Raw genomic sequence first — 25,177 nt, forward strand, 5'->3', positions numbered from 1 at the left:
ACGTCCGGGGACGTGCGGACCGGGGTCACCGGCCCGCACGTCCCCAGCGTGATGCGTGTCGTCAGGAGATGCCCAGCTGCTGGCAGATCGCGGCGGTGTCGCCACCGCAGATCTCGCTGGCCTTGACGTAACCCTGCTCGACCGGGACCTTGACGTTGTCCTTGGTGATCGACTGCGGGGTGAGCAGCACCGACTTGACCGTGCGGTGTCCGGTCGGGTCGTCGGAGCTCTGCTTGGCGATGGAGTCCGCGGTGGCGGTGTCGCCCTTGACCAGCGCGGCGGCCAGCTGCGCGGTGGCGTCGGCCTCCTGCTTGATCGGCTTGAACACGGTGGAGTACTGCTGGCCCTGGAGGATCGACTTCAGGCCCGCGGCGCTGGCGTCCTGGCCGGTGACCGGGACGCTGCCGGCGAGACCGTTCTTCTGCAGCACGGTGATCACGGCGCCGGCCATGCCGTCGTTGGCGGCGAGGACGCCGTCGACCTTGCCGCCGTTGGCGGACAGGAACTGCTCGAAGGTCGCGCCGCCGACCGCGTTGTCCCACTTGTCGATGCGCTGGCTGGCGACCTTCTTGAGCGCGCCCGAGTTGTAGAGCGGGCCGAGGATCTCCTGCTGGCCGTTGTAGAACAGCGTCGCGTTGTTGTCGGTCGGCGAGCCCTCGATCTCGATGACCTGCGCCCCCGGCTTGTTCTTCAGCGCGTCCGCGAGCGCCTGGCCCTGCAGGCGGCCGACCTGGACGTTGTCGAAGCTGACGTAGTAGTCGGCGCTGCCACCGAGGTTGAGGCGGTCGTAGTTGATGACCGGCACACCCTGCTGCTTGGCCTTCTGCTCCACCGTGGCGCCGACGTCACCGCTGGGCGCGGCGATGATCAGGACCTTCACGCCCTGGCTGAGCATGCTGTCGGCCTGCTGCGAGAACCGCTGGTTGTCGCCCTGGGCGTTTTCGATGATCGGGTTGAGCCCGGCCTTGGTGAGCGCGTCCTGGAGCATCGGCTGGTCGAACCCGGCCCAGCGGGCCGAGGTGGCGGTCTCGGGCAGGATCACGCCGACCTTCGGGCCGCCGTTGTTGGACCCGCCGCCGCCACTGCTCTGGTTGTTGGAACTGTTCGCACCACACGCGGTCATCGCCAGGACGAGCCCGGTGCCCGCGGCGGCCAGCGCGAGGGTCTTTCTCCGCTTCATTGCGTCCCCTTGGCAGGAATGTTGTGACTCACAACATTTGAATGTTGTGGCCGACAACATACGTCGTAACCCGGCGTGAGGGAAGGCTGATCCGACACGTTCCGGTAACAAAAGGGCCGCGATCCTCAAGTCCGGCGGACGGACGGGCAGGCCTTCCGGCCCTAGTGGGCAGAAGGGGGCCGGCGCACCCTGACCGGAAGGGATTCCACGGGTCCGGCAAGCGGCGGCAAGGAGGTCGTCATGTCCGACATGCGCAAGCTGAGTCTGGACGATCCCGAAGAGGTCCGGCCCTTCGAGGAGGACTCCGGGCAGCTCGAGCTGGTGAACGTTGCCGGCGGCGCCATCGGCCGGGCCACGTTCCAGCCCGGGTGGCAGTGGTCCAAGCACGTCAAGCCGATCGCGGGCACCGACAGCTGCCAGGCCTCCCACCTGGGGTACGTCCTGTCCGGCCGCATGACGATCCGGATGGACGACGGCGACCAGGCCGACTTCGGTCCCGGTGACGTCATGATGGTCCCGCCCGGGCACGACGGCTGGGTCGTCGGCGACGAGCCGTGCGTCGTGGTCGACTGGTCGGGTTACGCCGACTACGCCAAGCGGTGAGCGACCGCTACCCCAGCCAGACGGCGAAGTCCTCCCGCAACGGGACACCCGCGGCGCGCTCGGCGTGGGCGATGAACTCCTCCGTCGTGACCGTGCCGTGGGTGTGCCCGGCCACCCACGACCGCAGCATCGGGAAGAACACCGCGTCCCCCACGCGCCCGCGCAACGCGTGCAGCGTCAGGGCGCCACGCTTGTAGACCTGCTCGTCGAACAGGTGCGCCTCGCCGGGGTCGCCGATCGGCACGTCGGTGCCCACGCGCGAGCGCCACTCACGGGCGTGCTCCTCGGCCGGCGCGCCGCCCGAAGCTTCCGACCACAGCCACTCCGCGTAGGTCGCGAAGCCCTCGTTGAGCCAGATGTGCCGCCACCCGGCCACGGTGAGGCTGTTGCCGAACCACTGGTGCGCCAGCTCGTGCACCACCAGCCGCTCGAAGGTGCGCCGCCCGTCGACGTGGTTCCCGCCGAAGATGGCCATGCCCTGCGCCTCGATCGGGTCGTCCAGGTCGTCGTCGGTGACCACCACGACGTACTCGCCGAAGGGGTAGGGCCCGAACCACTCCCCCAGCACGCGCAGCATCTCCGGCTGGCGCCCGAAGTCGTGCGCCGCCGCGTCCCGCAGCCGCCTCGGGACCGCGATCCGTTGCCCCGGGCCGAGTTCCAGCGACTCGTACCGTCCGATCTGGACACTCATCAGGTAGGGCGCGGTCGGCTCGCGCCGCTGGAACACCCACGTCGTCGCGCTGCCGCCGGCGCGGCGCGCCACCAGGTCGCCGGTCACCAGCACCGTGTAGGCCGACGCCGTGGTCAGCGCGACCCGGTAGGTCGCCTTGTCGCCGGGCCGGTCGTTGCACGGGAACCACGACGGCGCCCCGGTGGGCTGGCTCGCCACCAGCGCACCGTCGGTCAGCTCGTCCCACCCGATCTCACCCCAGCGGCTCGCGACCGGCCGCGGGTTGCCCGCGTAGCGCACCTCGACGGTGAACTCCCCGCGCACCGGGCGGGCCGGCCGCACGACCAGCTTCCCGCCGCGGTGGGTGAACTTCGCGGGGCGCCCGTCGACGCGCACACCCTTGACCGTCAGGCCGGCCAGGTCCAGCGGGATCCGCGCCAGCTCCGAGTCGGCGACCGCGCTCAGGACCGCCCGCGCGGTGAGCCGGTTCGGCGCGAGCTTGTAGTCCAGCTCCAGGTCGTAGTGCGCGACCCGGAACCCGGTGCTGCCGTGGCCGAGCGTGTAGTCGGCGCGCCTCACGCCCGCCACGCCGCGATCGGGTTGCCCAGCCAGCGGCTGTCGGCCGGGACGGCGTCGCCGCGGGTCACCAGTGAACCCGGGCCCACGGTCGTGCGCGCGCCGATGCTCGCGCCCGGCAGGACGATCCCGTGCGGGCCGACGGTCGCGCCCTCGGCCACGGTCACCTCGCTCATGCGCATGATCCGATCATGGAACAGGTGGGTCTGCACGACACAACCGCGGTTCACGGTCGCGCCGTCGCCCAGCCGCACCAGATCGGTCTCCGGCAGCCAGTACGTCTCCAGCCACACGCCCCGGCCGATCTTCGCGCCCATCGTGCGCAGCCAGCACGGCAGCAGCGGCGTGCCCGCGCTCCAGCCCAGCAGCCACGGCACCGCGAGCGTCTCGACGAACGTGTCGGCCAGCTCGGTGCGCCACACGAAAGAGCTCCACAGCGGGTGGTCCACCGCGCGGAACCGCCCGGTGAGCAGCCACTTCGCGGCCGTCGTCACCGCACCGGCGGCGAACCCGGCCGCGACGAGCACGACCGGCGCGGCGACGGCCGCCACGAGCGGCCCGGCCGCCGACCACACGGCCGCGAGCGCGGCCAGCACCAGCACGGCCAGCGCCACGGCGCACATCACCGGCACGATCCGGCACAGCTCGACCGCGGCCCGCGCGACCTTGAGCCGCGGTGGTGGCGCGAACGTCCGGGTCTCGTCCGCCGCCTCCACCGCGCGGCGCAGCGGCATCGGCGGCATGCCCAGGTAGGACGAGCCCTTCTTCGCCTTGCGGGGAGCCGAGGACAGCACGCCGACCAGGCCGCGCTTGGGCACCGCGCGCCCGGCCGCCGCCATCCCGGAGTTGCCGAGGAACGCCTGCTTGCCGATGCGGCTCGGCGCCACGTGCAGCCAGCCGTGCCCCAGCTCGTAGGTGGCGACCATAGTGTCGTCGGCGAGGAACGCGCCGTCGTCGACCTTGGTCATCCGCGGCACGGCGAGCACGGTCGACACCTCCGCGCCGCGCCCGACCTTCGCGCCCAGCAGGCGCAGCCACACCGGCGTGAACAGGCTCGCGTACAGCGGGAACAGCACCTGCCGGGCCAGGTCCATCAGCCGCTCGGTGGCCCACACCTGCCAGGCGATCCGGCTGTGCACCGGGTGGTAGCCCTCGTGCAGGCCCAGGCCCAGCAGCCGCACCGAGACGAGCACCAGCACCGCATAGGTGACGAACGCGGCCGCGGTGGCCACCGGGACGGCCGGCAACGCGTGCCCCAGTGCCACACCGGGCGTCGCGGTGCCGATGACCGCCGCCCCCAGGATCAGCACACCCGGCACCGCGGCCAGCAGCGGGAACAGGCCGAGCACGAACGAGGCGGCGCCGTAGGCGAAGGCCCAGGACCGCGACCGCGGCGGGCGGCTGGACGGCCAGCGCAGCGCGCCCTCGCCGTCCCGCTGGGCGGGCGAACCGGCCCAGCGCTGCCCGGCGGGCACCGCGCCGAGCACGGTCGAACCGGCCGCGATCTCCGCGCCCTTGCCGATGCGGGCGCCCGGCAGCAGCACACCGCGCGCGCCCACGCGCGCACCCGCACCGATGCGGATCTTGCCGACGTGCACGACGTCGCCGTCCACCCAGTGCCCGGATAGGTCGACCTCGGGTTCGACCGCCGCTCCCCGGCCCAGCTTGAGCAGGCCGGTGACCGGGGGCGGGGTGTGCAGGTCGACGTCCTTGCCCACCTTCGCGCCGAGCGCCCGGGCGTACAGCGTCATCCAGCTCGCGCCGGAGATCCCGGCCGCACCGGCGGTCTCGGCGAGCCGCTCGGCGGCCCACAGTCGCACGTGGACACCACCGCCGCGCGGGTACGAGCCGGGCCGGACACCGCGCAGCAGCAGCCGCGCACCCCCGGCCGCGATGCCGATGCGTCCCGGCGGGCTGAACAGCACCACCCAGGCCGCGGCCAGCGCCCACCACGGCACGGCCGGCGCCCATCCGGTCCCGGCCCACGAGAGCACAGTGGACAGTGCGGCGAACGCGGTCAGCCAGCGCAGGCCGGTCAGGGCGAGCACCGGCACCAGCAGCGCGGCCTGGACCGCACCGGCCCGGCGCGGCACCGGCCGCACGTCCCGCCGCCGGGCGGTCTCCCCGTCGAGCCCGTCGAGCAGGCGGGCGAGCGCGCCCAGCTTCGGATGGCGGTAGAGGTCGGCGACCGACACCTGCGGATGCCGGGTGCGGATGCGCGCCACGAGCTGCGCCGCGGTGAGACTGCCGCCGCCGTGGGTGAAGAAGTCGGCGCCGGGATCGCTCACCGGCACGCCGAGGATCTCGGCCCACCCTTCGGCGAGCCAGGACTCGGTCGGGGTCAGGGGCGCCGCACTGTCCACCGTGGCCAGCGGCCAGGGCAGGGCGGCGCGGTCCACCTTGCCGGACGTGCGCGTCGGCAGGTCGGCGACCACGGCGAGCAACGGCACCAGCGCGGCGGGCAGCCGATCGCGCAACAGGGCCGAAGCGGAGTCGGCGTCGAACTCGCCCTGCGGCACCACGTACCCGACGAGGACCTGGTTGCCGGCCTTGGTGGTGCGGATCGCCGCGGCGGCTCCGGCGACCCCGGGCAGCGCCTGCAGCGCGGCGTCGACCTCGCCCAGTTCGATGCGGCGGCCGCCCAGCTTGATCTGCTCGTCGGCGCGGCCCAGGAACAGCAGGCCCTCGGGCTCGGCGCGCACCAGGTCACCGCTGCGGTAGGCGCGCGCCCAGCCCAGCGCGGGCAGCGGCGCGAACTTCTCGGCGTCCTTGACCGGGTCGAGGTAACGGGCCAGGCCCACCCCGCCGATCACGAGCTCACCGGACTCCCCCATGCCCACCGGCTCGCCCGCGCCGTCGACGACCGCGAGGTCCCAGCCCGCCAGGGGCAGGCCGATCCGCACCGGGCCCTCGCCGGTCAGCGGCGCCGCGCAGGCGACGACGGTGGCCTCGGTGGGGCCGTAGGTGTTCCACACCTCGCGCCCCTCGACGGCGACCCGCTCGGCCAGCTCCGGCGGGCACGCCTCGCCGCCGAAGATCAGCAGCCGCACGTCCTCCAGCGCCTCGGCCGGCCACAGCGCGGCCAGCGTCGGCACGGTGGACACGATCGTGATGCGCTGGGCCACCAGCCACGGCCCCAGGTCGACCCCGGTGCGCACGAGGGCCCGCGGCGCCGGCACCAGGCACGCGCCGTGCCGCCACGCCAGCCACATCTCCTCGCACGAGGCGTCGAACGCGACCGACAGCCCGGCCAGCACACGGTCACCGGCGCCGATCGGCTCGTCGGTGAGGAACAGCCGCGCCTCGGCGTCGACGAACGCGGCGGCGGAGCCGTGCGTGACCGCCACGCCCTTGGGCTTGCCGGTCGAGCCGGAGGTGAAGATGATCCACGCGTCGTCGTCCGGGGCCGGCGCACCGGCGCGGCGGCCTGGTTCGGCGAGCATCGTCAGGCCGTCGTCCATCAGCACCGCGCACACGCCGGCTTCGCCGAACACCAGCTCGGCGCGCTCGTCCGGGTCGTCGGCGTCGACCGGCACGTACGCCGCGCCCGCGGCGAGCACGCCCAGGATCGCGACGTACAGGTCGGCGGTGCCGGAGGAGATCCGGACGCCCACGCGGTCCCCGCGCCCGACGCCTTCGGCGGCGAGGCGACGGCCCAGCGCCTGCGCCTCCTCGGACAGCCCGCGGTAGCTCAGAACGCGCTCACCGTCGTCGAGCGCCGCCGCGTTCGGGTGCCGCGCCGCGGTGGCGGCCAGCACGTCGAGCAGCGTCCGCCGCGCCGCGGCGGCCCCACCGGGGAACAGGGCGCGCTCCGGGGGCAGTACCCCGGGCAGCGTCGGATCGAGAACGGGCGCGCCCATCGAGTTCACCTTCCGCCAGCGGCCGGGCCGGAACTCGCGATTGTGTGAGGCGCCCGCGCGGGACGATCACTCTACCCGGGGTGACCGGCAGGTGGCCGGGCGGTCGCCGCCCGGTGTCGCCGGCGTCACAACCGGTGCGTCACTTGCCCTTCTTGCCGGGCTTCGGCTTCTTTTCCCGCACCCGCACGTTGATCCGCACCGGGCTGCCCTCGAAACCGAAGCGCTCCCGGAACTTCCGCTCGATGAAGCGCCGGTACCCGGCCTCCAGGAACCCGGTGGTGAACAGCACCAGCGTCGGCGGCCGGATGCCGGCCTGCGTGGCGAACAGCACCTTCGGCTGCTTGCCGCCGCGCACCGGCGGCGGGGTGGCCGCGATCAGCTCGGACAGCCACGCGTTCAGCTGACCGGTCGGCACCCGCTGGTCCCACGAGGCCAGCGCGGTCCGCAGCGCGGGCGCGAGCTTGCGCACCGAACGCCCGGTGAGCGCGGAAATGTTGACCCGCTCGGCCCACGTGACGCGCACCAGGCCGCGGTCGAGTTCCTTCTCCAGCTGGTGGCGGCGGTCCTCGTCGACCAGGTCCCACTTGTTCAGCGCCAGCACGCACGCCCGGCCGGACTCCACGACGGACGTGAGCACCCGCAGGTCCTGTTCGGACAGTGGCTCGCTGGCGTCCAGCAGGACGATGACGACCTCGGACGAGTCGATCGCCGCCTTGGTGCGCAGCGACGCGTAGTACTCGGTGCCGCTGGCGGTGTGCACCCGCTTGCGCAGGCCCGCGGTGTCGACGAACCGCCACACCTGGCCGTCCAGCTCGACGAGCGAGTCGACCGGGTCGACCGTGGTGCCCGCGACGGAGTCCACCACGGACCGCTCCTCGCCGGTCAGCTTGTTGAGCAGGCTGGACTTGCCCACGTTGGGCTTGCCCACCAGGGCCACCCGCCGCGGGCCGGCGACGGCCTCGCGCTCGCGCGGCGCCTCCGGCAGCGCCTTGACGATGGCGTCGAGCAGGTCACCCGAGCTGCGGCCGTGCAGCGCGCTGACCGCGTGCGGTTCGCCCAGGCCGAGCGACCACAGCGACGCGACGTCGGACAGCAGGCGGTCGTCGTCCACCTTGTTCGCCGCCAGCAGCACCGGCCGCTTCGAGCGGCGCAGCACCTTGGCCACCGCCTCGTCGGTCGCCGTCGCGCCGACCGAGGCGTCCACCACGACCAGCACCGCGTCCGCCGTGTTCATCGCCAGCTCGGCCTGCGCCGCGACCGCGGCCTGCAGCCCGGTCGCGCTCGGCTCCCAGCCGCCGGTGTCGACCACGGTGAACCGGCGCCCGGACCACTGCGCGTCGTAGGCCACCCGGTCCCTGGTCACGCCCGGCGTGTCCTGCACGACCGCCTCCCGGCGGCCGAGGATCCGGTTGACCAGGGTGGACTTGCCCACGTTCGGGCGCCCGACGACGGCCAGCACGGGCTGGCTCAGCTCGGCTTCCTCCTCGCCACCGCCGTCGTCGGCCTGGCCCTCGAGCGCGGTGAACTCCGCCTCGTCCGACCAGGTCCCGTCAAGCTCCGTCATAACTCCGCTTTCTTCCCGCGCACGGGCTCGCCCTGCGCTGCACGCCATTCGTCGAGGGTGCGGACCAGGCCCGCGAGCTCGTCCCGCAGCCGTTCGGTCGCACTGTCCAGGCCCGCGCGGCCCCGGCCGACCTCGAGGGTGAACGGTTCACCCACCAGGACGTCGACGCGCGGCCGGAACCGCCGCCCGCTGCCGGCGGGACGCCGCGTGCCGCGCGCCGCGACCGGCAGGACCACCGCGCCCGAGGCCCGGACCAGCCAGGCGGCGCCGCGCTCGGCGGTCGTCACGTCGCCCTCGCCGCGGGTCCCCTCCGGGAACACCGCGACCAGCCCGCCGGCCTTGAGCACGTTCGCCACGGTCAGCAGGGGTGCGCGGTCCGGTTCGCCGCGCCGCACCGGCACCTGGCCGATGCGGCGGAGGAACCACCCCAGCGCGCCGCCGAACATCTCCTCCTTGACGAGGAACACCGCGCGCCGCGGCAACATTCCGAAGATGATCTGCGGTTCCAGCATCGAGCTGTGGTTGGCCACCACCAGCACCGGGCCGGTCTTCGGAACGCGCTCCAGGCCGCGGATGCGCAACCGGAACGCCGGCCGGAAGCAGAACCTCCCGACGAGCCGGGCGGCGTCGTGCAGGCGGGCCGAGGCGCCGTCGGGAAGACCGGCAGGGCTCACCGCGTGACCTGCGCGCACGTGCCCAGCAGGCCGCGACGGCCGGCCAGTTCCGACAGGGCCACCAGCACCTGGTCGACGGACAGCTCGCTGGTGTCCAGGTGCACCGCGTCGTCGGCCGCCTTGAGCGGCGAGGCGGCGCGGGTCGAGTCGAGCCGGTCGCGCCGGTCGACCGAGGCCAGCGCCTCGGCGGGGGTGCTCTGCCGCCCGGCCGCGGTGTCCTGGGCGCTGCGCCGCGCGGCGCGCACCGCCGGGTCCGCCGTCAGGTACACCTTCAGCGGCGCGTCCGGCACCACGACGGTGCCGATGTCGCGGCCCTCGACGACGATGCCGCCGACGTCGGCCAGCACCTCGGCGATGATCGCCCGCTGCCGCGCCACCAGCAGCTCCCGCACCTGCGGTACCGCCGACACCGGCGACACCGCGTGGTTGACCTCGGCGGTGCGGATCTCGCCCGCGACGTCCTCGCCCGCCAGGTGCACGCTGGGCGCCGAGGGGTCGGTGCCCAGGGTGAAGTCCGTGGCACGGGCCTGGGCGGCCACCGCCGGGGCGTCGGCGGGGTCGATCCCCGCGCGCAGCACGGCCAGCGTCACCACCCGGTACATCGCACCGGTGTCGAGGTAGCCGGCCGACAACCGGCCGGCCAGTTTGCGCGCCACCGTCGTCTTCCCGGTTCCCGACGGTCCGTCCAGAGCGACCACGCCGCGTAGGGCTCCCGCCACCGATGCTCTCCTCGCCGTCTCGTCGGGTGTGCGTACCTGCGGTGTTCCATTGTGCCTGGCACCCCCGTGCACGGGTCCACCGGTACCGTGGCGGTCGTGAACGTGGAAGTAACGCCCTTACCGGGCATCGGCGTCCGGAAGGACTTCGCGACGCGGAACGGCCGCCGCATCGGCGTGGTCACGCACCGCGACGGCCAGATCGAGCTGATCGTGTCGAAGTCCGACGACCCCGACGCGTGCCTGGCGTCCCTGCCCCTGACCGCCGACGAGGCCGGCGCGCTGGCGAACCTGCTCGGCGCCCCGCAGCTGGTCGCCCAGCTCACCGAGGAGCACCGCGAGGTGCCCGGCATCAACACCAGGCAGCTGCCCGTCAAGGCGAACTCGCCGTTCGACGGCCGCACCCTCGGCGACACCGCGATGCGCACCCGGACCGGCGTGTCCGTGGTCGCCGTGATGCGCGCCGGGCAGGTGCACCCCTCGCCCACCCCCGACTTCACGTTCACCGCCGGTGACGTGCTGGTCGCGGTGGGCACGTCCGAAGGCCTGGAGGGCGCCCTCAAGATCCTCAAGAACGGCTGAGCCCTTGGACCACACCGCACTGTCCCTGATCGAACTCGGTGCCGTCTTCTTCGCGCTGGGCGCCCTGGGACGCCTCGCCGGGAGGATCGGTCTTTCCCCCATCCCGCTCTACCTGCTCGGTGGCCTCGCCTTCGGGCAGGGCGGGCTCATCCCGCTCGGCGACATCGGCAGCTTCACGCACCTGGCCAGCGAGATCGGCGTCGTGCTGCTGCTGTTGCTGCTCGGCCTGGAGTACTCGGCCGCCGAGCTGTTCACCGGTCTGAAGCGCTCGTGGACGGCGGGCGTGCTGGACATCGTGCTCAACGCCGCGCCCGGCGCGGCCGTCGCGCTGCTGCTGGGCTGGGGCCCGATCGGCGCCATCGTGATGGCCGGCGTCACCTACATCTCCTCCTCCGGGATCATCGCGAAAGTACTCGGCGACCTGGGCCGCCTCGGCAACCGGGAAACGCCGGTCGTGCTGTCGATCCTGGTGTTCGAGGACCTGGCGATGGCCCTGTACCTGCCGATCCTCACCGCGCTGCTCGGCGGCGTGAGCTTCCTCGGCGGCCTGCAGGCCGTCGGCGTCTCGCTGCTGGTGATCACCGTCGTGCTGGTGATCGCCCTGAAGTACGGCCGCTACGTGTCGGCGATCGTCGACTCCGACGACCGCGAGGTGTTCCTGCTCAAGGTGCTCGGCGCGGCGCTGCTGGTGGCCGGGCTCGCCTCGGCCATGCAGGTGTCCGCCGCGGTCGGCGCGTTCCTGCTCGGCATCGCCATCTCCGGTTCCACCGCCCACAACGCGACACGGTTGCTGGAGCCCCTGCGGGACCTGTTCGCGGCGGTGTTCTTCGTGGTGTTCGGCCTGAACACCAACCCGGCGGCGATCCCGCCGGTGCTCGGCTGGGCCGCACTGCTGGCGGTGGCGACGACGCTGACGAAGCTCGGCACCGGCTGGTGGGCCGCCCGCCGTCAGGCCGTGGGCAAACTGGGCCGCGCCCGTGCCGGTGCGGCGCTGGTGGCCCACGGGGAGTTCTCCATCGTCATCGCCGGACTGGCCGTGTCGGCCGGCGCGGTGGCCGACGAACTGGCCGCACTGGCGACGGCGTACGTGCTGCTGATGGCCATCCTCGGCCCGATCGCGGCCCGCGTGGTCGAACCGCTGGCCAAGGGCCTGCAGCGCCGCCGGGGCCACGGCCACGAACCGGCCACCTCACGCGCCGGCTGATCCCGGGGCCGGCGACAACGTCGTCGGTGGCCTCAGTTCCCCGTCCGGCGCAATCCCGCGACGAGCAACCCGACCAGGCGCCGGGCGTCGTAGCGGGCATCGCCGCCGGCACCGATGCACAGGTTTCCCACCCCGCGCATCAGCTCGTAGGCGCCGATGCCGGGCCGGATCTCGCCGGACCCGGTCGCCGCCTCCAGCAACCGCGCGGCCACCGGCTCGAGCCGGTCGAGGAAGTAGGTGTGCAGCGTCTCGAACCCGGCCTGGTCGGACTGCAGCACCGCGGCCAGCCCGTGCTTGGTGACCAGGAAGTCGACGAACAGGTCGATCCACCGCGTCAGCGCCGCGTACGGCGTGTCGCTCGACTCCAGCAGGGCCGGCCCGGCCTCGGCGCACGCGTCGACCTGGTGCCGGTAGACGGCGATGATCAGGTCGGCCCTGGTCGGGAAGTGGCGGTAGATCGTGCCCATCCCGACGCCGGCCTCGGCCGCGATGTCCCGGACCGGGGCGTCCACGCCGGAACGCACGAAGACCGCGGCGGCCGCGTCGAGCAGGATCTTCTCGTTGCGCCGGGCGTCCGCGCGCTTGGTCCGGCCCGTCCTGGCCGCGCCGCTGTCGTTCATCGCACCGGTCCCTCCGTTCCCCAGGTTAGCGGAACGAGGTTCCAGTTGCTCCGGGTCACGGCAGCACGGAGCGGACGGCGTCCTCCGAACGCCCCACCACCGTCGTCCCGTCGTCGGCGGTGATGATCGGCCGCTGGATCAGCTTCGGGTGCCCGGCCAGCGCGGCCAGCCAGCGGCCGCGGTTCGCCGCGTCCCGCGGCCACTGCTTGATGCCCAGCTCGGCCGCCTCGGGCTCCTGCAGCCGCGCGATGTCCCACGGGTCCAGCCCGAGCCGTGTGAGCACGGCGTCCAGCTCCGCGGCCGTCGGCGGGTCCTCCAGGTACCGGCGCACCTCGTAGGACACCCCGGCCTCGTCCAGGATGGACAGTGCCGAGCGGCACTTCGAACACCGCGGGTTGACCCAGATCTCCACTATTCGCCCTCCGTCAGAGTCGCCAGGATCTTCTCGCCGTAGCGGGCGAGCTTGCTCTCGCCGACACCGCTGACCCCGGACAATGCGTCCAGTGTGGACGGCTGCTCGGTGGCGATCTGCCGCAGGGTCGCGTCGTTGAAGATGATGTAGGCGGGCACGCCCTGGTTCTTCGCCTCCTCGGTGCGCCAGGCGCGCAGCCGCTCGAACACCGGCTGCGCCTCGGGCGGCATCTCGGCGGCCGACTTGCGCTTCGCGGTCGCGGCGGCGCGGGAGGCGCGTTCGCGCTTGGGCTCGCGGCGCATCCGGACCTCGCGCTTGCGGCCGAGCACCTCGCCGCTGGCCTCGGTGAGCAGGAGCGTGCCGTAGTCGCCCTCGACCGCGAGCAGGCCCTGCGCCAGCAACTGCCGCACCACGCCGCGCCATTCGCTCTCGGACAGCTCGGTGCCGACGCCGAACACGCTCAGCTGGTCGTGCCGGTGCTGCGTCACCTTCGGGGTCTGCTTGCCCAGCAGGATGTCGATGATCTGCCCGGCGCCGAACTTCTGCCCCCGCTCGTGCTGCAGCCGGTACACCGCGGACAGCAGTTTCTGCGCGGCGATGGTGCCGTCCCACGACTCCGGCGGCGTCAGGCACGTGTCGCAGTTGCCGCACGGGCTGCCGGACTGGCCGAAGTAGTTCAGCAGCTGCACGCGGCGGCACTCGACGGTCTCGCACAGCGCCAGCATCGCGTCCAGGTGCTGCGACAGGCGGCGGCGGTGCGCGTCGTCACCCTCGGAGGTCTGGATCATCCGGCGCTGCTGCACGACGTCCTGCAGCCCGTAGGCCAGCCACGCCGTGGACGGCAGGCCGTCGCGGCCCGCGCGGCCGGTCTCCTGGTAGTAGCCCTCGACGGACTTGGGCAGGTCCAGGTGCGCCACGAACCGCACGTCGGGTTTGTCGATGCCCATGCCGAACGCGATGGTCGCCACCACGATCAGCCCGTCCTCGCGCAGGAACCGCGCCTGGTTGCGCGCGCGGGTGCGGCTGTCCAGGCCCGCGTGGTACGGGACGGCGCTGATCCCGTTCTGCACGAGGAACTCGGCGGTCTTTTCCACCGAGTTGCGCGACAGGCAGTACACGATGCCCGCGTCGCCGGGGTGCTCGGTGCGGATCAGGTCGAGCAGCTGCTTCTTCGGCTCGGCCTTCGGCGCGATGCGGTACTGGATGTTGGGCCGGTCGAAGCTGGCGACGAACTGACGCGCCTCACCGAGGCCCAGCCGGGAGACGATCTCGGCGTGGGTGGCCTTCGTCGCGGTGGCCGTCAGCGCGATGCGGGGCACGTCCGGCCAGCGGGCGTGCAGCTCGGACAGGCCGAGGTAGTCGGGCCGGAAGTCATGGCCCCACTGGGACACGCAGTGCGCCTCGTCGATGGCGAACAACGCGACCTTGCCGCGGTCCAGGAGGGTGCGCGTGGACTCCATGGACAGCCGCTCGGGCGCCAGGTACAGCAGGTCCAGCTCGCCGGCGACGAAGGCGGCCTCGACCTCGCGCCGCTGCTCGAAGTCCTGCGAGGAGTTGAGGAAGCCGGCGCGCACGCCCACCGCCAGCAGCGCGTCGACCTGGTCCTGCATGAGCGCGATCAGCGGGGAGATCACCACGCCGGTGCCCTCGCGCACCAGCGAGGGCACCTGGTAGCACAGGGACTTCCCGCCGCCGGTCGGCATCAGGACGACGGCGTCGCCACCGCCGATGACGTGCTCGACGATCGCTTCCTGGTCGCCGCGGAAGGCGTCGTAGCCGAAGACGCGGCGCAGGATTTGCAGCGCGTCGCTCACCGGGATCGTCTCAGCGGAAGCCACGCCGCGATCCTAGGGGGTGCGCCGCGGTGCCGGGCGGTGCCACACGACATGCCCGGCGGCTACAGGCCGACCCGCCGGTAGAGCCCGCCGACCTCGTCGCGGTTGAGCTTGCGGATCGTGCCCGGCTTGCCGTTGCCCAGCTGGACGTCGCCGATCGCGGTGCGCACCAGCTTGCGCACCGGGAACCCGACCTCGGCGAGCAGGCGCCGCACGATGTGCTTGCGCCCTTCGTGCAGCACGATCTCCAGCAGGGTGCGCCCGCCCTGGCTGTCCTTGACGCGGAAGGCGTCGACCCGCACCGGGCCGTCCTCCAGCTCGATGCCGGCCTTGAGTTCCTTGCCCAGGCCGCGCGGCACCTTGCCGTCGACCTCGGCCAGGTAGGTCTTGGGCACGTGGTAGGAGGGGTGCATCAGCCGGTGGGCGAGGTCGCCGTCGTTGGTGAGCAGCAGCAGGCCCTCGGTGTCGGCGTCGAGGCGGCCGACGTGGAAGAGGCGTTCGCTGCGGTCCCGGACGTAGTCGCCGACGCAGGGGCGGCCCTGGTCGTCGTACATGGTCGTGTGCACGCCGCGGGGCTTGTTGAGGGCGAGGTGGATGAGGTCCTCGCGCAGGATGACGCGGGTGCCGTCGACGTGGATCACCGCGCTGTCCGGGTCGACCCGGCGGCCCAGTTCGCGGACGATCTTGCCGTCGACGCTCACCCGGCCCTGGACGATCAGCTCTTCGGCGGCGCGGCGCGAAGCCACGCCGGCCTTGGCGAGCACCTTCTGCAGGCGCACGCCCTCGGCTTCGGGCTCAGATGTCATCGATGGAGTCCACTTCCGGCAACAGGGGGGCGATCGGCGGCAGGTCGGTCAGCGAGGACAGGCCCAGCCGCTCGAGGAACAGTTCGGTCGTCACGTACAGAGTGCCACCCGTCTCCGGGTCGGCGCCGCTCTCCTCGATGAGACCGCGGGCGAGCAGGGTGCGGATCACACCGTCGACGTTGACGCCGCGCACGGCGGCGACGCGGGAGCGGGTGACGGGCTGCCGGTAGGCGATGACGGCGAGCGTCTCCAGCGCGGCGCGGGTGAGCTTGGACCGCTGCCCGTCCAGCAGCAGCTTCTCCACGAACGGCGCGTAGGTGTCGCGCGTGTAGAACCGCCACCCCTCGCCGACGCGCCGCAGGTCGATGCCGCTGCGCCGCTCGGTGAGCTCGGCGGACATGACCTGGAGGGTCTGCGTGACGCGGTGCTCGGACTGGCCCAGCGCGGAGGCGAGCGCCTCTTCGGTGACGGGCGAGTCGACGACGAGCAGGAGCGCTTCGAGCGCCGCGGCCAGCGCCGAGTGCCCGGTGAGATCCGGAAGCCCGTCCCCCACCGCGACGAGGCCGTCGTCGTCGGGTTCGTCCCCGGTGGACGCGTCCTCTTCGGGTTCCGCGGGTGATGCCGCACCCGGCTCGGCGGCAGCCGACTCGCCGCCCGCCGCAGCGACAGCCGCGTCCACGGGGCCGTCCTCGGCGCCCTGGTCGGCAGGCACCACTTCCTCCGCGGGTGATTCCGCAGCCGGCTCGACCGCAGCCGACTCCCCGCCCCCCGCATCGACAGCCCTGTCCGCGGGGCCGTCCTCGTCGGGTTCGTCCCCGGTGGACGCTTCCTCCGCGGGTGATGCCGCACCCGGCTCGCCCGCAGCCGACTCGGCGGCAGCCGGCTCCCCGCCCTCCGCAGCGGCAGCCGCCTCCGCGGGGCCGTCCTCGTCACGCTGATCGGCGGGCACCACGTCCTCCGGTGTGCCGCCGTCCTCGGCGGTGGGCCGGCCCGGCTCCACTTCGGGATTCACCCGTACTCCTCTTCCTCGACGCGGGCGCGGTCCTCCTCGGCGGCCGCGGCCGCCTCCGACACGGACCCGCCGGTCCACCGCACCCGCAGCATGGTCAGCGGCTCGTCCTGTTCGAACTGGACACTGGACTCGCGGTAGAGCTCCAGCAGCGCCAGGAACCGGGCCACCACCTCGACGGTGTGCTCGCAGTCCTCGACCAGCTCGCCGAACGTGGCGTCGCCCCGCTCGGCCAGCTTCAGCCGCAGCAGCGCCGCGTGCTCCCGCACCGACACCCGGTGCGCGTGGATGTGGTCCAGCGACACCGTCGGCGGCGGCTTGGGCCGGAACACCGCCAGCGCGATCTCCGCCAGCTTCGCCGCGTCGACCCCGAGTGTCACCTCGGGCAACAGCCCGACGAACCGCTCCTCCAGCGACACCGACCGCGGGTACCGCCGCAGCGCCCCGGCCTCCAGCTCCGCGAACAGCGCGGCGACCTGCTTGTAGGCCCGGTACTGCAGCACGCGCGCGAACAGCAGGTCCCGCGCCTCGAGCAGGGCCAGGTCGTCCTCGTCCTCGACCTCGGCCGCCGGCAGCAGCCGGGCCGCCTTCAGGTCCAGCAGCGTGGCCGCGATGACGAGGAACTCGGTCACCTCGTCCAGGTCCCACTCCGGCCCCAGCGCCTGCGTGTAGGCGATGAAGTCGTCGGTGACCTGGTGCAGCGCGACCTCGGTGACGTCCAGCTGGTGCTGCGAGATCAACTGCAGCAGCAGGTCGAACGGCCCCTCGAAGTTGTCCAGCCGGACCTTGAACTTCGGCGCCGCCGCGTCGTCGCCCGCGACGGGCTGGGCCCCGTCGACCGGAGCCCCGTTCTCGCTCACGGCCCGGCGGCTTCCTCGGAGTCGAGGCCGCCCTCACGCAGGCGGCGTACCAGGACCGAGTCCGCGCCGTGCGCGTCGAAGTCCGCCAGCAGCACCGCGACCGCCTCGCGGACGAGCCGGCCGCGGTCGATGGCCAGGCCGTGCTCGGCCCGCAGGCTCAGCCGCGCCTGCTCCATCGCCACCAGCTCCTCGCCGGAGACGTACACGGTGATCTTCGAGTCGTGCTTCTGCCGTCCGCTGCCGCGGCGCGCGGTGGCGCTGCGCTCCAGCTGCTCGCGGTGCCCCTGGTTGTGCCCGTGGCCGGGCCGCTGCGCCTCGGGGCGCTGCGGGGCCGGCTTGGGCGGCGCTGGCACGTCCAGGGCCGGGCTGCTGGTCAGGCGGAAGAGTTCCGAAGCCCCGGGGAGGGAGGCTCGCCTGCTCACCGAGCGATCACCTCGCGGGCCAGTGCGCGATACGCCTGCGCACCGGCGGACTTGGGGGCCCAGCGCGTGATGGGCTCACCGGCCACAGTGGTCTCCGGGAACCGCACGGTGCGGTTGATCACCGTGTCGAACACGGTGTCGCCGAAGGCCTCCACGACCCGCGCCATGACCTCCCGTGAGTGGAGGGTCCGCGGGTCGAACATGGTGGCCAGGATGCCGGTGATATCCAGTTTGGGGTTCAAGCGTTCGCGTACCTTCTCGATCGTGTCGATCAACAAAGCCACGCCACGCAAGCTGAAGAACTCGCACTCCAGCGGGATGATCACGCCGTCGGCGGCCGTGAGCGCGTTCACCGTGAGCAACCCGAGCGATGGCTGGCAGTCGACCAGAACATAGTCGTACTCCGAGATGAGCGGTTGCACGACCCGGAGCAACGTGTGCTCCCGGCCCACCTCGGCGACCAGCTGCACCTCGGCAGCGGACAGATCGATGTTGCTCGGCAGCAGGTCCATGCCCTCGACACTGGTGTGCCGCAGGATGTCCTGGGCGGTCACCGACCGCTCCATGATCGCGTTGTAGACCGTCTGGTCCAGTTCGTGCGGCTGGACCCCGAGCCCCACGGACAGCGCGCCCTGCGGATCGAAGTCCACCAGCAGCACCCGGCGGCCGTACTCGGCGAGCGCGGCGCCGAGGTTGATCGTCGACGTGGTCTTGCCGACCCCGCCCTTCTGGTTGCACATGGCCAGCACCGTCGCCGGGCCGTGCTTGTCCACCAGGGGCGGTTCCGGGATCTCACGGAACGGTCTGCCGGTCGGGCCGAGTTTGGGCTTGCCGTTGACGGTGTCGGCGCCCGTGGCCACGACAGAGTCCACGGTGTCGGGCTCCCCCTCTGTCGCAATGGTCAGCTGGTCGAGGTTCGCGGCGGCCGAGCGGGCCGTGACCGATCTGGTCGAGGGCTGCGGTGTCGACATGGCGCGAAGACTCCTCGTTCGACGGGTAGCCGCAGCCTATTCGGCGAGCCGTTTGTCGCCAAAGCAACTCGCCGGAGGCGATCAGGTCAACCCAGCGCCCGAGGATGCGCCGTAGCATATACCTCACGCAGAGTGTTCATGGTGACCAGGGTGTAGACCTGGGTCGTGGTCACCGAAGCGTGGCCGAGCAGCTCTTGCACGACCCGGACGTCCGCGCCGCCCTCCAGCAGGTGGGTCGCGAAACTGTGACGCAGCGTGTGCGGGGACACGGCGGTGGAGATCCCCGCGCGTTCGGCGGTGGTCTTGAGGACCTGCCACGCGCTCTGCCGGGACAGCCGGGTGCCGCGGGCGTTGAGGAACAGCGCCGCGGTGCCGCGCCCGCGCCGGGCGAGCACCGGGCGGGCGCGCACCAGATACGCCTCCAGCGCCTCGACGGCGGGACGGCCGATGGGCACCAGCCGCTGCTTGCCGCCCTTGCCGTCGAGCAGCACGGTCCGCTCCTCGCGGTCGACGTCGTCGAGGTCGAGCCCGACGGCCTCGGAGATCCGGGCGCCGGTGGAGTACAGCAGCTCCAGCAGCGCCCGGTCGCGCAGCGGCCGCTCGCCCTCGGCCGGGGGCATGGCGAGCAGCCGCAGCACGTCGTCCACCGGCAGCGCCTTGGGCAGGCGCTTCGCCGCCGCCGGGGGCCGCACCTCACGGGCCGGGTCGTCCTCGGTCAGGCCGTCCAGGTGCGCGAAGCGGTGCAGCCCGCGCACGGCCACCAGCGCCCGCGCCGCCGAGGACGCGGCCAGTGGCGGGTGCCCCTCGCCGCCCTCGCGCAGCGCCGCGCCGAAGCCGGTCACGTCGGTCTCGGTGATCCGCCGGAAGTCGGTGATCCCCGCCTTCTCCAGGTACCCCAGGTACCGGCGCAGGTCCCGCGCGTAGCTGTCCAGGGTGTTGCGGGCCGTGCCGCGCTCGACCGCGAGGTGATCGAGATAGGCCGTGACCACCCGGGACGCCGGCAGAACATGCACGCCGACACCCTAGAGGCTGCGGTCAGGAAATGCGATCGGCGAAGCTGTGCGGCCGGTCCCGCCACTCGGCGTCGGCCGGCCGCGACGGGGCACCGTCGCGGATCACCACGTGCGCGGCGAGCACCCCGCCGACGGTGGCCCCGTTGACGATCTCCCCGGACAGCGCCATCCGCACCGCCTCCTCCAGCGGCACCCGGTGCACGACCAGGTCGGCCTCCTCGTCGCCGAGCACCTCCCGGTCCACCGGCGTCAGGTCGCGGGCCAGGAACACCCGCACGACCTCGTCGGTGAACCCGGGCGAGGCGGCCACGTCGACCAGCGTCTCCCACCGCCCGGCCGCGAGCCCGGCCTCCTCGGCCAGCTCGCGCCGCGCGGCCTCCACCGGGTCCTCGCCCGGGTGGTCGAGCAACCCGGCGGGCAGCTCCCAGATCCGCCGTCCCAGCGGGTGCCGGTACTGGTGGACCAGGGTGACGGCGCCGTCGTCGTCGACCGCGGCGATCGCGACGGCGCCCAGGTGCTCGACGACCTCGCGCCGGGCGGTGCCGCCGCCGGGCATCGCGACCTCGTCGACGCGCAGCCCCACCACGCGTCCGATGTGGACGTCCTTGCTGGACACCACACGGAACTCGTGCTCGCCGGGCGCGCTCAATGCGCGCTCACGGTGGGTTCGGGCAGCTCGACCGGCAGCCGGTCCGCGGTGCGGTACTGGACGACGGCCTTGATGAACGCGTCGAACAGCGGGTGCGGCCGGGTCGGGCGGCTCTTGAGCTCGGGGTGCGCCTGGGTGCCGACGAAGAACGGGTGCACGTCGGCGGGCAACTCGACGAACTCGACCAGCCGGTCGTCCGGGGACGTGCCGGAGAAGACCAGACCGGCGTCGGCCAGGCGCTTGCGGTAGGCGTTGTTGACCTCGTAGCGGTGCCGGTGCCGCTCGGAGACGTCCGTGCCGCCGTAGGCCCTGGCGACCTGTGAGCCGGGCTTGAGCCTGGCCGGGTAGGCGCCCAGCCGCATGGTGCCGCCCATGTCGCGCTCGCCGGCGACGACGTCCTTCTGGTCGGCCATCGTGGAGATCACCGGGTGCTCGGTGGTGTCGTCGAACTCCGCCGAGTTCGCGCCCTCGATGCCGGCCAGGTTGCGGGCCGCCTCGATGACCATGCACTGCAGGCCCAGGCACAGCCCGAGCACCGGGATGCCGCGGGTGCGGGCGTAGGTGATGGCGCCGATCTTGCCCTCGATGCCGCGTACGCCGAACCCGCCGGGCACCAGGACGCCGTCGACGTCGCCGAGTGCGGCGGCAGCGCCGGCCGGGGTGGTCGCGCGGTCGGAGGCGACCCACACGATCTCGACCTTGGCGCGGTGGGCGAAGCCGCCGGCGCGCAGGGCCTCCGTGACCGACAGGTAGGCGTCGGGCAGGTCGATGTACTTGCCGACCAGCGCGACGCGGACCGTCTCGGACGGGTTGTGGACGCGGTCGAGCAGGTCGCCCCACACCGTCCAGTCCACGTCGCGGAAGGGCAGGCCGAGGCGGCGCACGACGTAGGCGTCCAGCGCCTCGCGGTGCAGCACCTTCGGGATGTCGTAGATCGACGGGGCGTCCGGGCAGGCGATGACCGCCTCGGTGTCCACGTCGCACATCAGCCCGATCTTGCGCTTGAGGTCCTCGGGCAGGTCCCGGTCGGCCCGGCACACCAGCGCGTCGGGCTGGATGCCGATGTTGCGCAGCGCGGCGACCGAGTGCTGGGTCGGCTTGGTCTTCAGCTCCCCCGACGGCGCGAGGTAGGGCACCAGCGACACGTGCAGGAAGAAGCAGTTGTCCCGGCCGATCTCGTGCCGCACCTGGCGGCAGGCCTCCAGGAACGGCAGCGATTCGATGTCGCCGACCGTGCCGCCGACCTCGGTGATGACCACGTCCGGCTGCTTCCCGGTGCCGTCGGACTCCGCGACCGCCATGATGCGGCGCTTGATCTCGTCGGTGATGTGCGGGATGACCTGCACGGTGTCACCGAGGTACTCACCGCGGCGCTCCTTGGCGATCACCTCGGAGTACACCTGCCCGGTGGTGACGTTCGCCGAGCCGGAGAGGTCCCGGTCGAGGAACCGCTCGTAGTGACCGATGTCCAGGTCGGTCTCGGCACCGTCCTCGGTGACGAAGACCTCGCCGTGCTGGAACGGGTTCATGGTGCCCGGATCCACGTTGAGGTAGGGATCCAGCTTCTGCATCGTGACCCGCAGGCCGCGAGAGGTGAGGAGCTGGCCCAGGCTGGAGGCCGTCAGGCCCTTGCCCAGTGAGGAGGCGACGCCCCCGGTGACGAAAACGTACTTGGCTGTCCGCGGCTGAAGTCCCACGGGCTTCCACCTTATCGCACCCGCCCCCGGACGCTCGCTCGCCGCGCCCACGTAGTTCGATGGGTCACGTCCGACGTTCACGCGTGAAAGAGGCACCGTGTCCCAGCCACCCGCTTCCCAGCCCACCTGGACCGCCCCGGTCGCGCCCGGTCCGCTCGACGCGACGGTGCGCGTGCCCGGTTCCAAGTCGATCACCAACCGCGCGTTCGTGCTGGCCGCGCTGGCCGCGGAGCCGACGCTGGTGCGCGCCCCGCTGGACTCCCGCGACGCGCGGCTGATGCTGGGCGCGCTGGAGGCGCTCGGCGGCGGCTGGGAACGCCGCGGCGAGGACGTCCTGGTGCGGCCGCTGGTGCACGGCTCGACCGAGCCGGCCTCCGTGGTGCTGGGCAACGCGGGCACCGTCGCCCGGTTCACGCCCGCGCTGGCCGGGCTCGGGTCGGCGCCGGTGACCTTCGACGGCGACGAGGCGATCCGCCGCCGCCCGATCGCGCCGCTGCTGTCCGCGCTGCGGGAGGCGGGCGCGGACATCGACGACGCCGGCCGCGGCGCTCCCCCGTTCACCGTGCGCGGGCACGGCGGGCTGCCGGGCGGGAAGGTCGACCTCGATTCCAGCGCTTCGAGCCAGTTCCTGTCGGCTCTGCTGCTGGCCGGGCCCGCCTTCGACGCCGGGGTGACGGTGCGGCTGACCGGCGGGACCCCGCCGAGCGAGCCGCACATCGCGATGACGCTGGGCATGCTCACGCGGTTCGGCGCGTCGCCGGAGCGGGACGGCGCGGAGTTCCACGTCGGGCCGGCCGCGCTGTCCTGCCCGGACTTCGCGGTCGAGCCGGACCTGTCCACGGCGGCACCGTTCGTGGTCGCCGCGGCCGCCGCCGGCGGCACCGTGCGCATCCCGGGCTGGCCGGAGTACTCCACCCAGCCGGGTGACTGGCTGCGCAGCCTGATGGCGGAGCTGGGCCAGCGCGCCGAGCTCACCGCGGACGGGCTCAGCGTCACCGGAACGGGCGAAATTCCGGGCGCTCGCCTCGACCTGCACGAGGTCGGCGAGCTGACCCCGGTGATCGCCGCGCTGCTGTGCTTCGCCGACGGGCCGTCGGTCATCTCCGGGGTGGCGCACCTGCGCGGGCACGAGACCGACCGGCTGGCGGCGCTGGCCACCGAACTGTCCGCGCTGGGCGCCGGGGTTCGCGAGACCGCGGACGGCCTGGAGATCACCCCGGCTCCCCTGCACGGCGGGCACTTCCGCACCTACGACGACCACCGCCTGGTGATGGCGGGAGCCGTGCTGGGCCTGCGCGTGCCCGGCGTTTCGGTGGAGAACCCGGCGACGGTCGGCAAGACCTTCCCCGGGTTCACCGCCGCGTGGGACGCGATGCTCAGCTGACCACGTCGGCCAGGCGCTCCACCTGGTCCGGATCGGTGCCCCAGCAGTACAGCACGAGTTCGTCGGCGCCGAGGTCCGCGAAGTGCTTGGCCGCTTCGCGGACCTGTTCCGGCGTGGTGAGCATGCGCTCGGCGGTCTGCCGCGCGTAGTCGCCGGTGAAGGCGTAGTAGTGCAGGATCGCGGCGCGTGCGTCGTCCACTGTGGACTCGGGGCCGAGCGCGACGTTGACCTGCGCGACCATGCGCGGGCTGCCGTCGCGGGCCTCCTCGGCCCAGAACCGCTCGACCTTCGTGAACAGCTCGCCGGCCCACTGCGGCGGCGCGGCGCACAGGAAGCCGTCACCCCAGCGCGCGACGCGGCGCAGGGCGGCGTCGGCGAAGGCGCCGAACAGGACCTCCGGGCCGCCGGGCCGGGCCGGCGCGGGGCCGATCGGCTCGGCGCCGGACCAGATCCGCCGCATGCGGGCCATCTGCTCGTCCAGGCGGCGCCCGCGGTGGCGGGGATCGGTGCCGGTGGCCTGGTGGTCGTCCGCGCGCCCGCCGACGCCGAGCCCGAGGGTGAACCGGCCGCCGGAGAGGCGGTCGAGGGTGGCGGCCTGCTTGGCGAGCAGGGCGGGTTCGCGCAGCGGGGCGAGCAGGACCTCGGTCTGCAGGCGGACGCGCGTGGTGGCGCCGGCCAGCACGGCGAGGGCGACCAGGGGCTCGGGGTTGTCGTAGACGAGCCGGTCGAGGAGCCCGAGCGTGCGGAACGGGCCGTCGTCGGCGCGACGGGCCCAGTCGGTCAGGTTCTCCGGGCGGCCGATGGGCAGGCCGAGACCGTAGTGCATTGAGTTCCTCCAGAAAACGGGCGTGGCGGACAACGGTGCCGCCCGCTCCGGACCGGTTCGTGTGCTGCCTTCTGCGGCTGTACTTCGGTGGCAGGCACGGTCCCGTGGAGTACGTTCGATCCTAGCCGAAGATCACCGGGGGAAGGAACGAGTTTCATGACCGATCGCCGGTTCCGGTTCGGGCTCGTCAGCGGGCGGCCCGGTCCCGCGCGGCAGTGGGCCGGCCTCGCCCGCCGCGCGGAGGACGCCGGTTTCGACACCCTGCTGGTGCCCGACGGCGCGGGGGTGCAGGCGTCCGTCCCGGCGCTGGCGGCCGTCGCCGCGTCGGGTTCCCGGCTGCGGATCGGCACGTTCGTGCTGGCCGCGCCGCTGCATTCGCCCGGCCGGATCGCGTGGGAGACCGCCACGCTCGACCAGCTGTCCGAGGGCCGGTTCGAGCTCGGTCTCGGGGCGGGGCGGGCCGACGCCGGCACCACGGCCGAGCTGCTGGGGATGCCGTTCGGCAGCGCCGGTGACCGCGTGGGCCAGGTGGGTGAGGCCATCCGGGCGGTGCGGAAGCTGTTCGCGGACGGCACCTTCACGCCGGTCCAGCAGCCGGCGCCGCCGATCCTGGTGGCCGGCGGCGGGAACCGCCTGCTGCGACTGGCCGCGGAGGAGGCCGACATCGTCGCCGTGCACGCGGGCCGGGAGAACACCGAGGACGGGCTGCGGGCTCGGCTGCCCGTGCTACGGGAGGCCGCCGGGGCGCGGTTCGACGAGCTCGAGCTGAGCGTGAACGTGTTCGCCATCGGCGACGGCGAAGTCCCGGAGTGGCTGCGGCAGTTCGGCATCGACCCGTCGGCGAGCCGGGACAACGCGAACCTGTCCGTCCTGACCGGCGGCACCGCCGAGGTGGTGGATCTGCTGCGCCGCCGGCGCGACGAGTTCGGACTGTCCTACGTGACGATCAACGCCCACGCGCTCGAGCAGGCCTTACCCGTGGTCGAAGCCCTCGCCGGCACCTGAGCACCCGGGCGCGCCGGTCCTGCCCGCCGCCGGTCACAG

General features: G+C 73.1%; 23 protein-coding genes. 5 read left to right on the forward strand and 18 right to left on the reverse strand.

Features of this window, described 5'->3' with window-relative positions; all coding sequences use genetic code 11:
• Window positions 1-61: 61 nt before the first annotated feature.
• Window positions 62-1,180, reverse strand: a complete 1,119-nt coding sequence (locus FB470_RS30515; RefSeq protein ID WP_306997070.1) for a sugar ABC transporter substrate-binding protein — start codon at window positions 1,178-1,180, stop codon at window positions 62-64.
• Between the two features lie 240 nt (window positions 1,181-1,420).
• On the opposite strand from FB470_RS30515, the gene FB470_RS30520 reads away from it, so the two are divergent.
• Window positions 1,421-1,783 carry a cupin domain-containing protein gene (locus FB470_RS30520; RefSeq protein WP_306997072.1) on the forward strand — a complete coding sequence of 121 codons (363 nt, stop codon included), beginning with the start codon at window positions 1,421-1,423 and terminating at the stop codon, window positions 1,781-1,783.
• Window positions 1,784-1,790: 7 nt separating this feature from the next.
• Here FB470_RS30520 and FB470_RS30525 read toward each other — a convergent pair whose 3' ends face one another.
• The 5 genes from FB470_RS30525 to cmk form a co-directional block, all read right to left on the reverse strand.
• Entirely contained in the window at window positions 1,791-3,041 is a 1,251-nt protein-coding gene (locus tag FB470_RS30525; protein WP_306997074.1) for a M1 family metallopeptidase, read from the reverse strand.
• Window positions 3,029-6,889, reverse strand: coding sequence for a Pls/PosA family non-ribosomal peptide synthetase (locus FB470_RS30530; protein WP_306997075.1), 3,861 nt, complete (start codon window positions 6,887-6,889; stop codon window positions 3,029-3,031). Before FB470_RS30530 ends, FB470_RS30525 begins: the two co-directional genes overlap by 13 nt.
• A 139-nt stretch (window positions 6,890-7,028) precedes the next feature.
• Window positions 7,029-8,453 carry a ribosome biogenesis GTPase Der gene (der, locus tag FB470_RS30535; RefSeq protein WP_306997078.1) on the reverse strand — a complete coding sequence of 475 codons (1,425 nt, stop codon included), beginning with the start codon at window positions 8,451-8,453 and terminating at the stop codon, window positions 7,029-7,031.
• On the reverse strand, window positions 8,450-9,127 hold the full coding sequence (locus tag FB470_RS30540) for a lysophospholipid acyltransferase family protein (protein WP_306997079.1): 678 nt from the start codon (window positions 9,125-9,127) through the stop codon (window positions 8,450-8,452). The genes der and FB470_RS30540 overlap by 4 nt, the downstream gene beginning before the upstream one ends.
• The gene (gene cmk / locus FB470_RS30545; RefSeq protein ID WP_306999567.1) at window positions 9,124-9,825 is read right to left on the reverse strand and encodes a (d)CMP kinase; all 702 of its coding nucleotides are present in this window, start codon (window positions 9,823-9,825) and stop codon (window positions 9,124-9,126) included. The genes FB470_RS30540 and cmk overlap by 4 nt, the downstream gene beginning before the upstream one ends.
• Before the next feature lie 117 nt (window positions 9,826-9,942).
• Here cmk and FB470_RS30550 point away from each other — a divergent pair, with 117 nt between their 5' ends.
• Together FB470_RS30550 and FB470_RS30555 are read left to right on the forward strand one after the other, a co-directional pair.
• The gene (locus tag FB470_RS30550) at window positions 9,943-10,425 is read left to right on the forward strand and encodes a cation:proton antiporter regulatory subunit (RefSeq protein WP_306997080.1); all 483 of its coding nucleotides are present in this window, start codon (window positions 9,943-9,945) and stop codon (window positions 10,423-10,425) included.
• 4 nt (window positions 10,426-10,429) lie between these two features.
• Window positions 10,430-11,629, forward strand: a complete 1,200-nt coding sequence (locus tag FB470_RS30555) for a cation:proton antiporter (protein ID WP_306997082.1) — start codon at window positions 10,430-10,432, stop codon at window positions 11,627-11,629.
• Window positions 11,630-11,661: 32 nt separating this feature from the next.
• On the opposite strand, the gene FB470_RS30560 is transcribed toward FB470_RS30555, so the two are convergent.
• The 11 genes from FB470_RS30560 to FB470_RS30610 form a co-directional block, all read right to left on the reverse strand.
• The gene (locus FB470_RS30560) at window positions 11,662-12,249 is read right to left on the reverse strand and encodes a TetR/AcrR family transcriptional regulator (RefSeq protein WP_306997084.1); all 588 of its coding nucleotides are present in this window, start codon (window positions 12,247-12,249) and stop codon (window positions 11,662-11,664) included.
• Window positions 12,250-12,304: 55 nt separating this feature from the next.
• A complete protein-coding gene (locus FB470_RS30565; RefSeq protein WP_306997086.1) occupies window positions 12,305-12,661 on the reverse strand; it encodes an arsenate reductase family protein in 357 nt (118 codons plus the stop codon).
• Entirely contained in the window at window positions 12,661-14,499 is a 1,839-nt protein-coding gene (gene recQ / locus FB470_RS30570; RefSeq protein WP_306997088.1) for a DNA helicase RecQ, read from the reverse strand. Before recQ ends, FB470_RS30565 begins: the two co-directional genes overlap by 1 nt.
• A 59-nt stretch (window positions 14,500-14,558) precedes the next feature.
• On the reverse strand, window positions 14,559-15,302 hold the full coding sequence (locus FB470_RS30575; protein ID WP_306997090.1) for a pseudouridine synthase: 744 nt from the start codon (window positions 15,300-15,302) through the stop codon (window positions 14,559-14,561).
• Window positions 15,292-16,254, reverse strand: coding sequence for an SMC-Scp complex subunit ScpB (gene scpB, locus FB470_RS30580; protein WP_370876713.1), 963 nt, complete (start codon window positions 16,252-16,254; stop codon window positions 15,292-15,294). The genes FB470_RS30575 and scpB overlap by 11 nt, the downstream gene beginning before the upstream one ends.
• 56 nt (window positions 16,255-16,310) lie before the next feature.
• Complete coding sequence (locus tag FB470_RS30585; protein ID WP_306997092.1) at window positions 16,311-17,171, reverse strand: segregation and condensation protein A; 861 nt, start codon at window positions 17,169-17,171, stop codon at window positions 16,311-16,313.
• On the reverse strand, window positions 17,168-17,593 hold the full coding sequence (locus FB470_RS30590; protein WP_306997095.1) for a cobyrinic acid ac-diamide synthase: 426 nt from the start codon (window positions 17,591-17,593) through the stop codon (window positions 17,168-17,170). The genes FB470_RS30585 and FB470_RS30590 overlap by 4 nt, the downstream gene beginning before the upstream one ends.
• Entirely contained in the window at window positions 17,590-18,564 is a 975-nt protein-coding gene (locus tag FB470_RS30595; RefSeq protein WP_306997097.1) for a ParA family protein, read from the reverse strand. The genes FB470_RS30590 and FB470_RS30595 overlap by 4 nt, the downstream gene beginning before the upstream one ends.
• A gap of 86 nt (window positions 18,565-18,650) precedes the next feature.
• On the reverse strand, window positions 18,651-19,553 hold the full coding sequence (gene xerD, locus FB470_RS30600) for a site-specific tyrosine recombinase XerD (RefSeq protein WP_306999571.1): 903 nt from the start codon (window positions 19,551-19,553) through the stop codon (window positions 18,651-18,653).
• A 46-nt stretch (window positions 19,554-19,599) separates the two neighbouring features.
• Window positions 19,600-20,226 (reverse strand): NUDIX domain-containing protein, encoded by a 627-nt coding sequence (locus FB470_RS30605; RefSeq protein ID WP_306997100.1) that lies wholly within the window; start codon window positions 20,224-20,226, stop codon window positions 19,600-19,602.
• Window positions 20,223-21,923 (reverse strand): CTP synthase, encoded by a 1,701-nt coding sequence (locus tag FB470_RS30610; RefSeq protein WP_306997102.1) that lies wholly within the window; start codon window positions 21,921-21,923, stop codon window positions 20,223-20,225. Before FB470_RS30610 ends, FB470_RS30605 begins: the two co-directional genes overlap by 4 nt.
• A 97-nt stretch (window positions 21,924-22,020) precedes the next feature.
• Here FB470_RS30610 and aroA point away from each other — a divergent pair, with 97 nt between their 5' ends.
• Window positions 22,021-23,307 carry a 3-phosphoshikimate 1-carboxyvinyltransferase gene (gene aroA / locus FB470_RS30615; RefSeq protein ID WP_306997104.1) on the forward strand — a complete coding sequence of 429 codons (1,287 nt, stop codon included), beginning with the start codon at window positions 22,021-22,023 and terminating at the stop codon, window positions 23,305-23,307.
• Here aroA and FB470_RS30620 read toward each other — a convergent pair.
• Entirely contained in the window at window positions 23,300-24,133 is an 834-nt protein-coding gene (locus tag FB470_RS30620; protein WP_370876611.1) for an LLM class flavin-dependent oxidoreductase, read from the reverse strand. The two genes, aroA and FB470_RS30620, sit on opposite strands and share 8 nt — an antisense overlap.
• 156 nt (window positions 24,134-24,289) lie before the next feature.
• On the opposite strand from FB470_RS30620, the gene FB470_RS30625 reads away from it, so the two are divergent.
• Entirely contained in the window at window positions 24,290-25,138 is an 849-nt protein-coding gene (locus FB470_RS30625) for a TIGR03621 family F420-dependent LLM class oxidoreductase (protein WP_306997109.1), read from the forward strand.
• Window positions 25,139-25,177 lie beyond the last annotated feature (39 nt).

Source organism: Amycolatopsis thermophila, from assembly GCF_030814215.1.
GTDB classification, from domain to species: Bacteria; Actinomycetota; Actinomycetes; order Mycobacteriales; family Pseudonocardiaceae; genus Amycolatopsis_E; species Amycolatopsis_E thermophila.

Bases quoted from the DNA above. Each gene is read 5' to 3' on its own strand.
- FB470_RS30515 (WP_306997070.1), bottom strand. From the start codon at position 1,180: ATGAAGCGGAGAAAGACCCTCGCGCTGGCCGCCGCGGGCACCGGGCTC.
- FB470_RS30520 (WP_306997072.1), top strand. From the start codon at position 1,421: ATGTCCGACATGCGCAAGCTGAGTCTGGACGATCCCGAAGAGGTCCGG.
- FB470_RS30530 (WP_306997075.1), bottom strand. From the start codon at position 6,889: ATGGGCGCGCCCGTTCTCGATCCGACGCTGCCCGGGGTACTGCCCCCG.
- der (WP_306997078.1), bottom strand. From the start codon at position 8,453: ATGACGGAGCTTGACGGGACCTGGTCGGACGAGGCGGAGTTCACCGCG.
- FB470_RS30560 (WP_306997084.1), bottom strand. From the start codon at position 12,249: ATGAACGACAGCGGCGCGGCCAGGACGGGCCGGACCAAGCGCGCGGAC.
- FB470_RS30575 (WP_306997090.1), bottom strand. From the start codon at position 15,302: ATGACATCTGAGCCCGAAGCCGAGGGCGTGCGCCTGCAGAAGGTGCTC.
- FB470_RS30595 (WP_306997097.1), bottom strand. From the start codon at position 18,564: ATGTCGACACCGCAGCCCTCGACCAGATCGGTCACGGCCCGCTCGGCC.
- FB470_RS30620 (WP_370876611.1), bottom strand. From the start codon at position 24,133: ATGCACTACGGTCTCGGCCTGCCCATCGGCCGCCCGGAGAACCTGACC.
- FB470_RS30625 (WP_306997109.1), top strand. From the start codon at position 24,290: ATGACCGATCGCCGGTTCCGGTTCGGGCTCGTCAGCGGGCGGCCCGGT.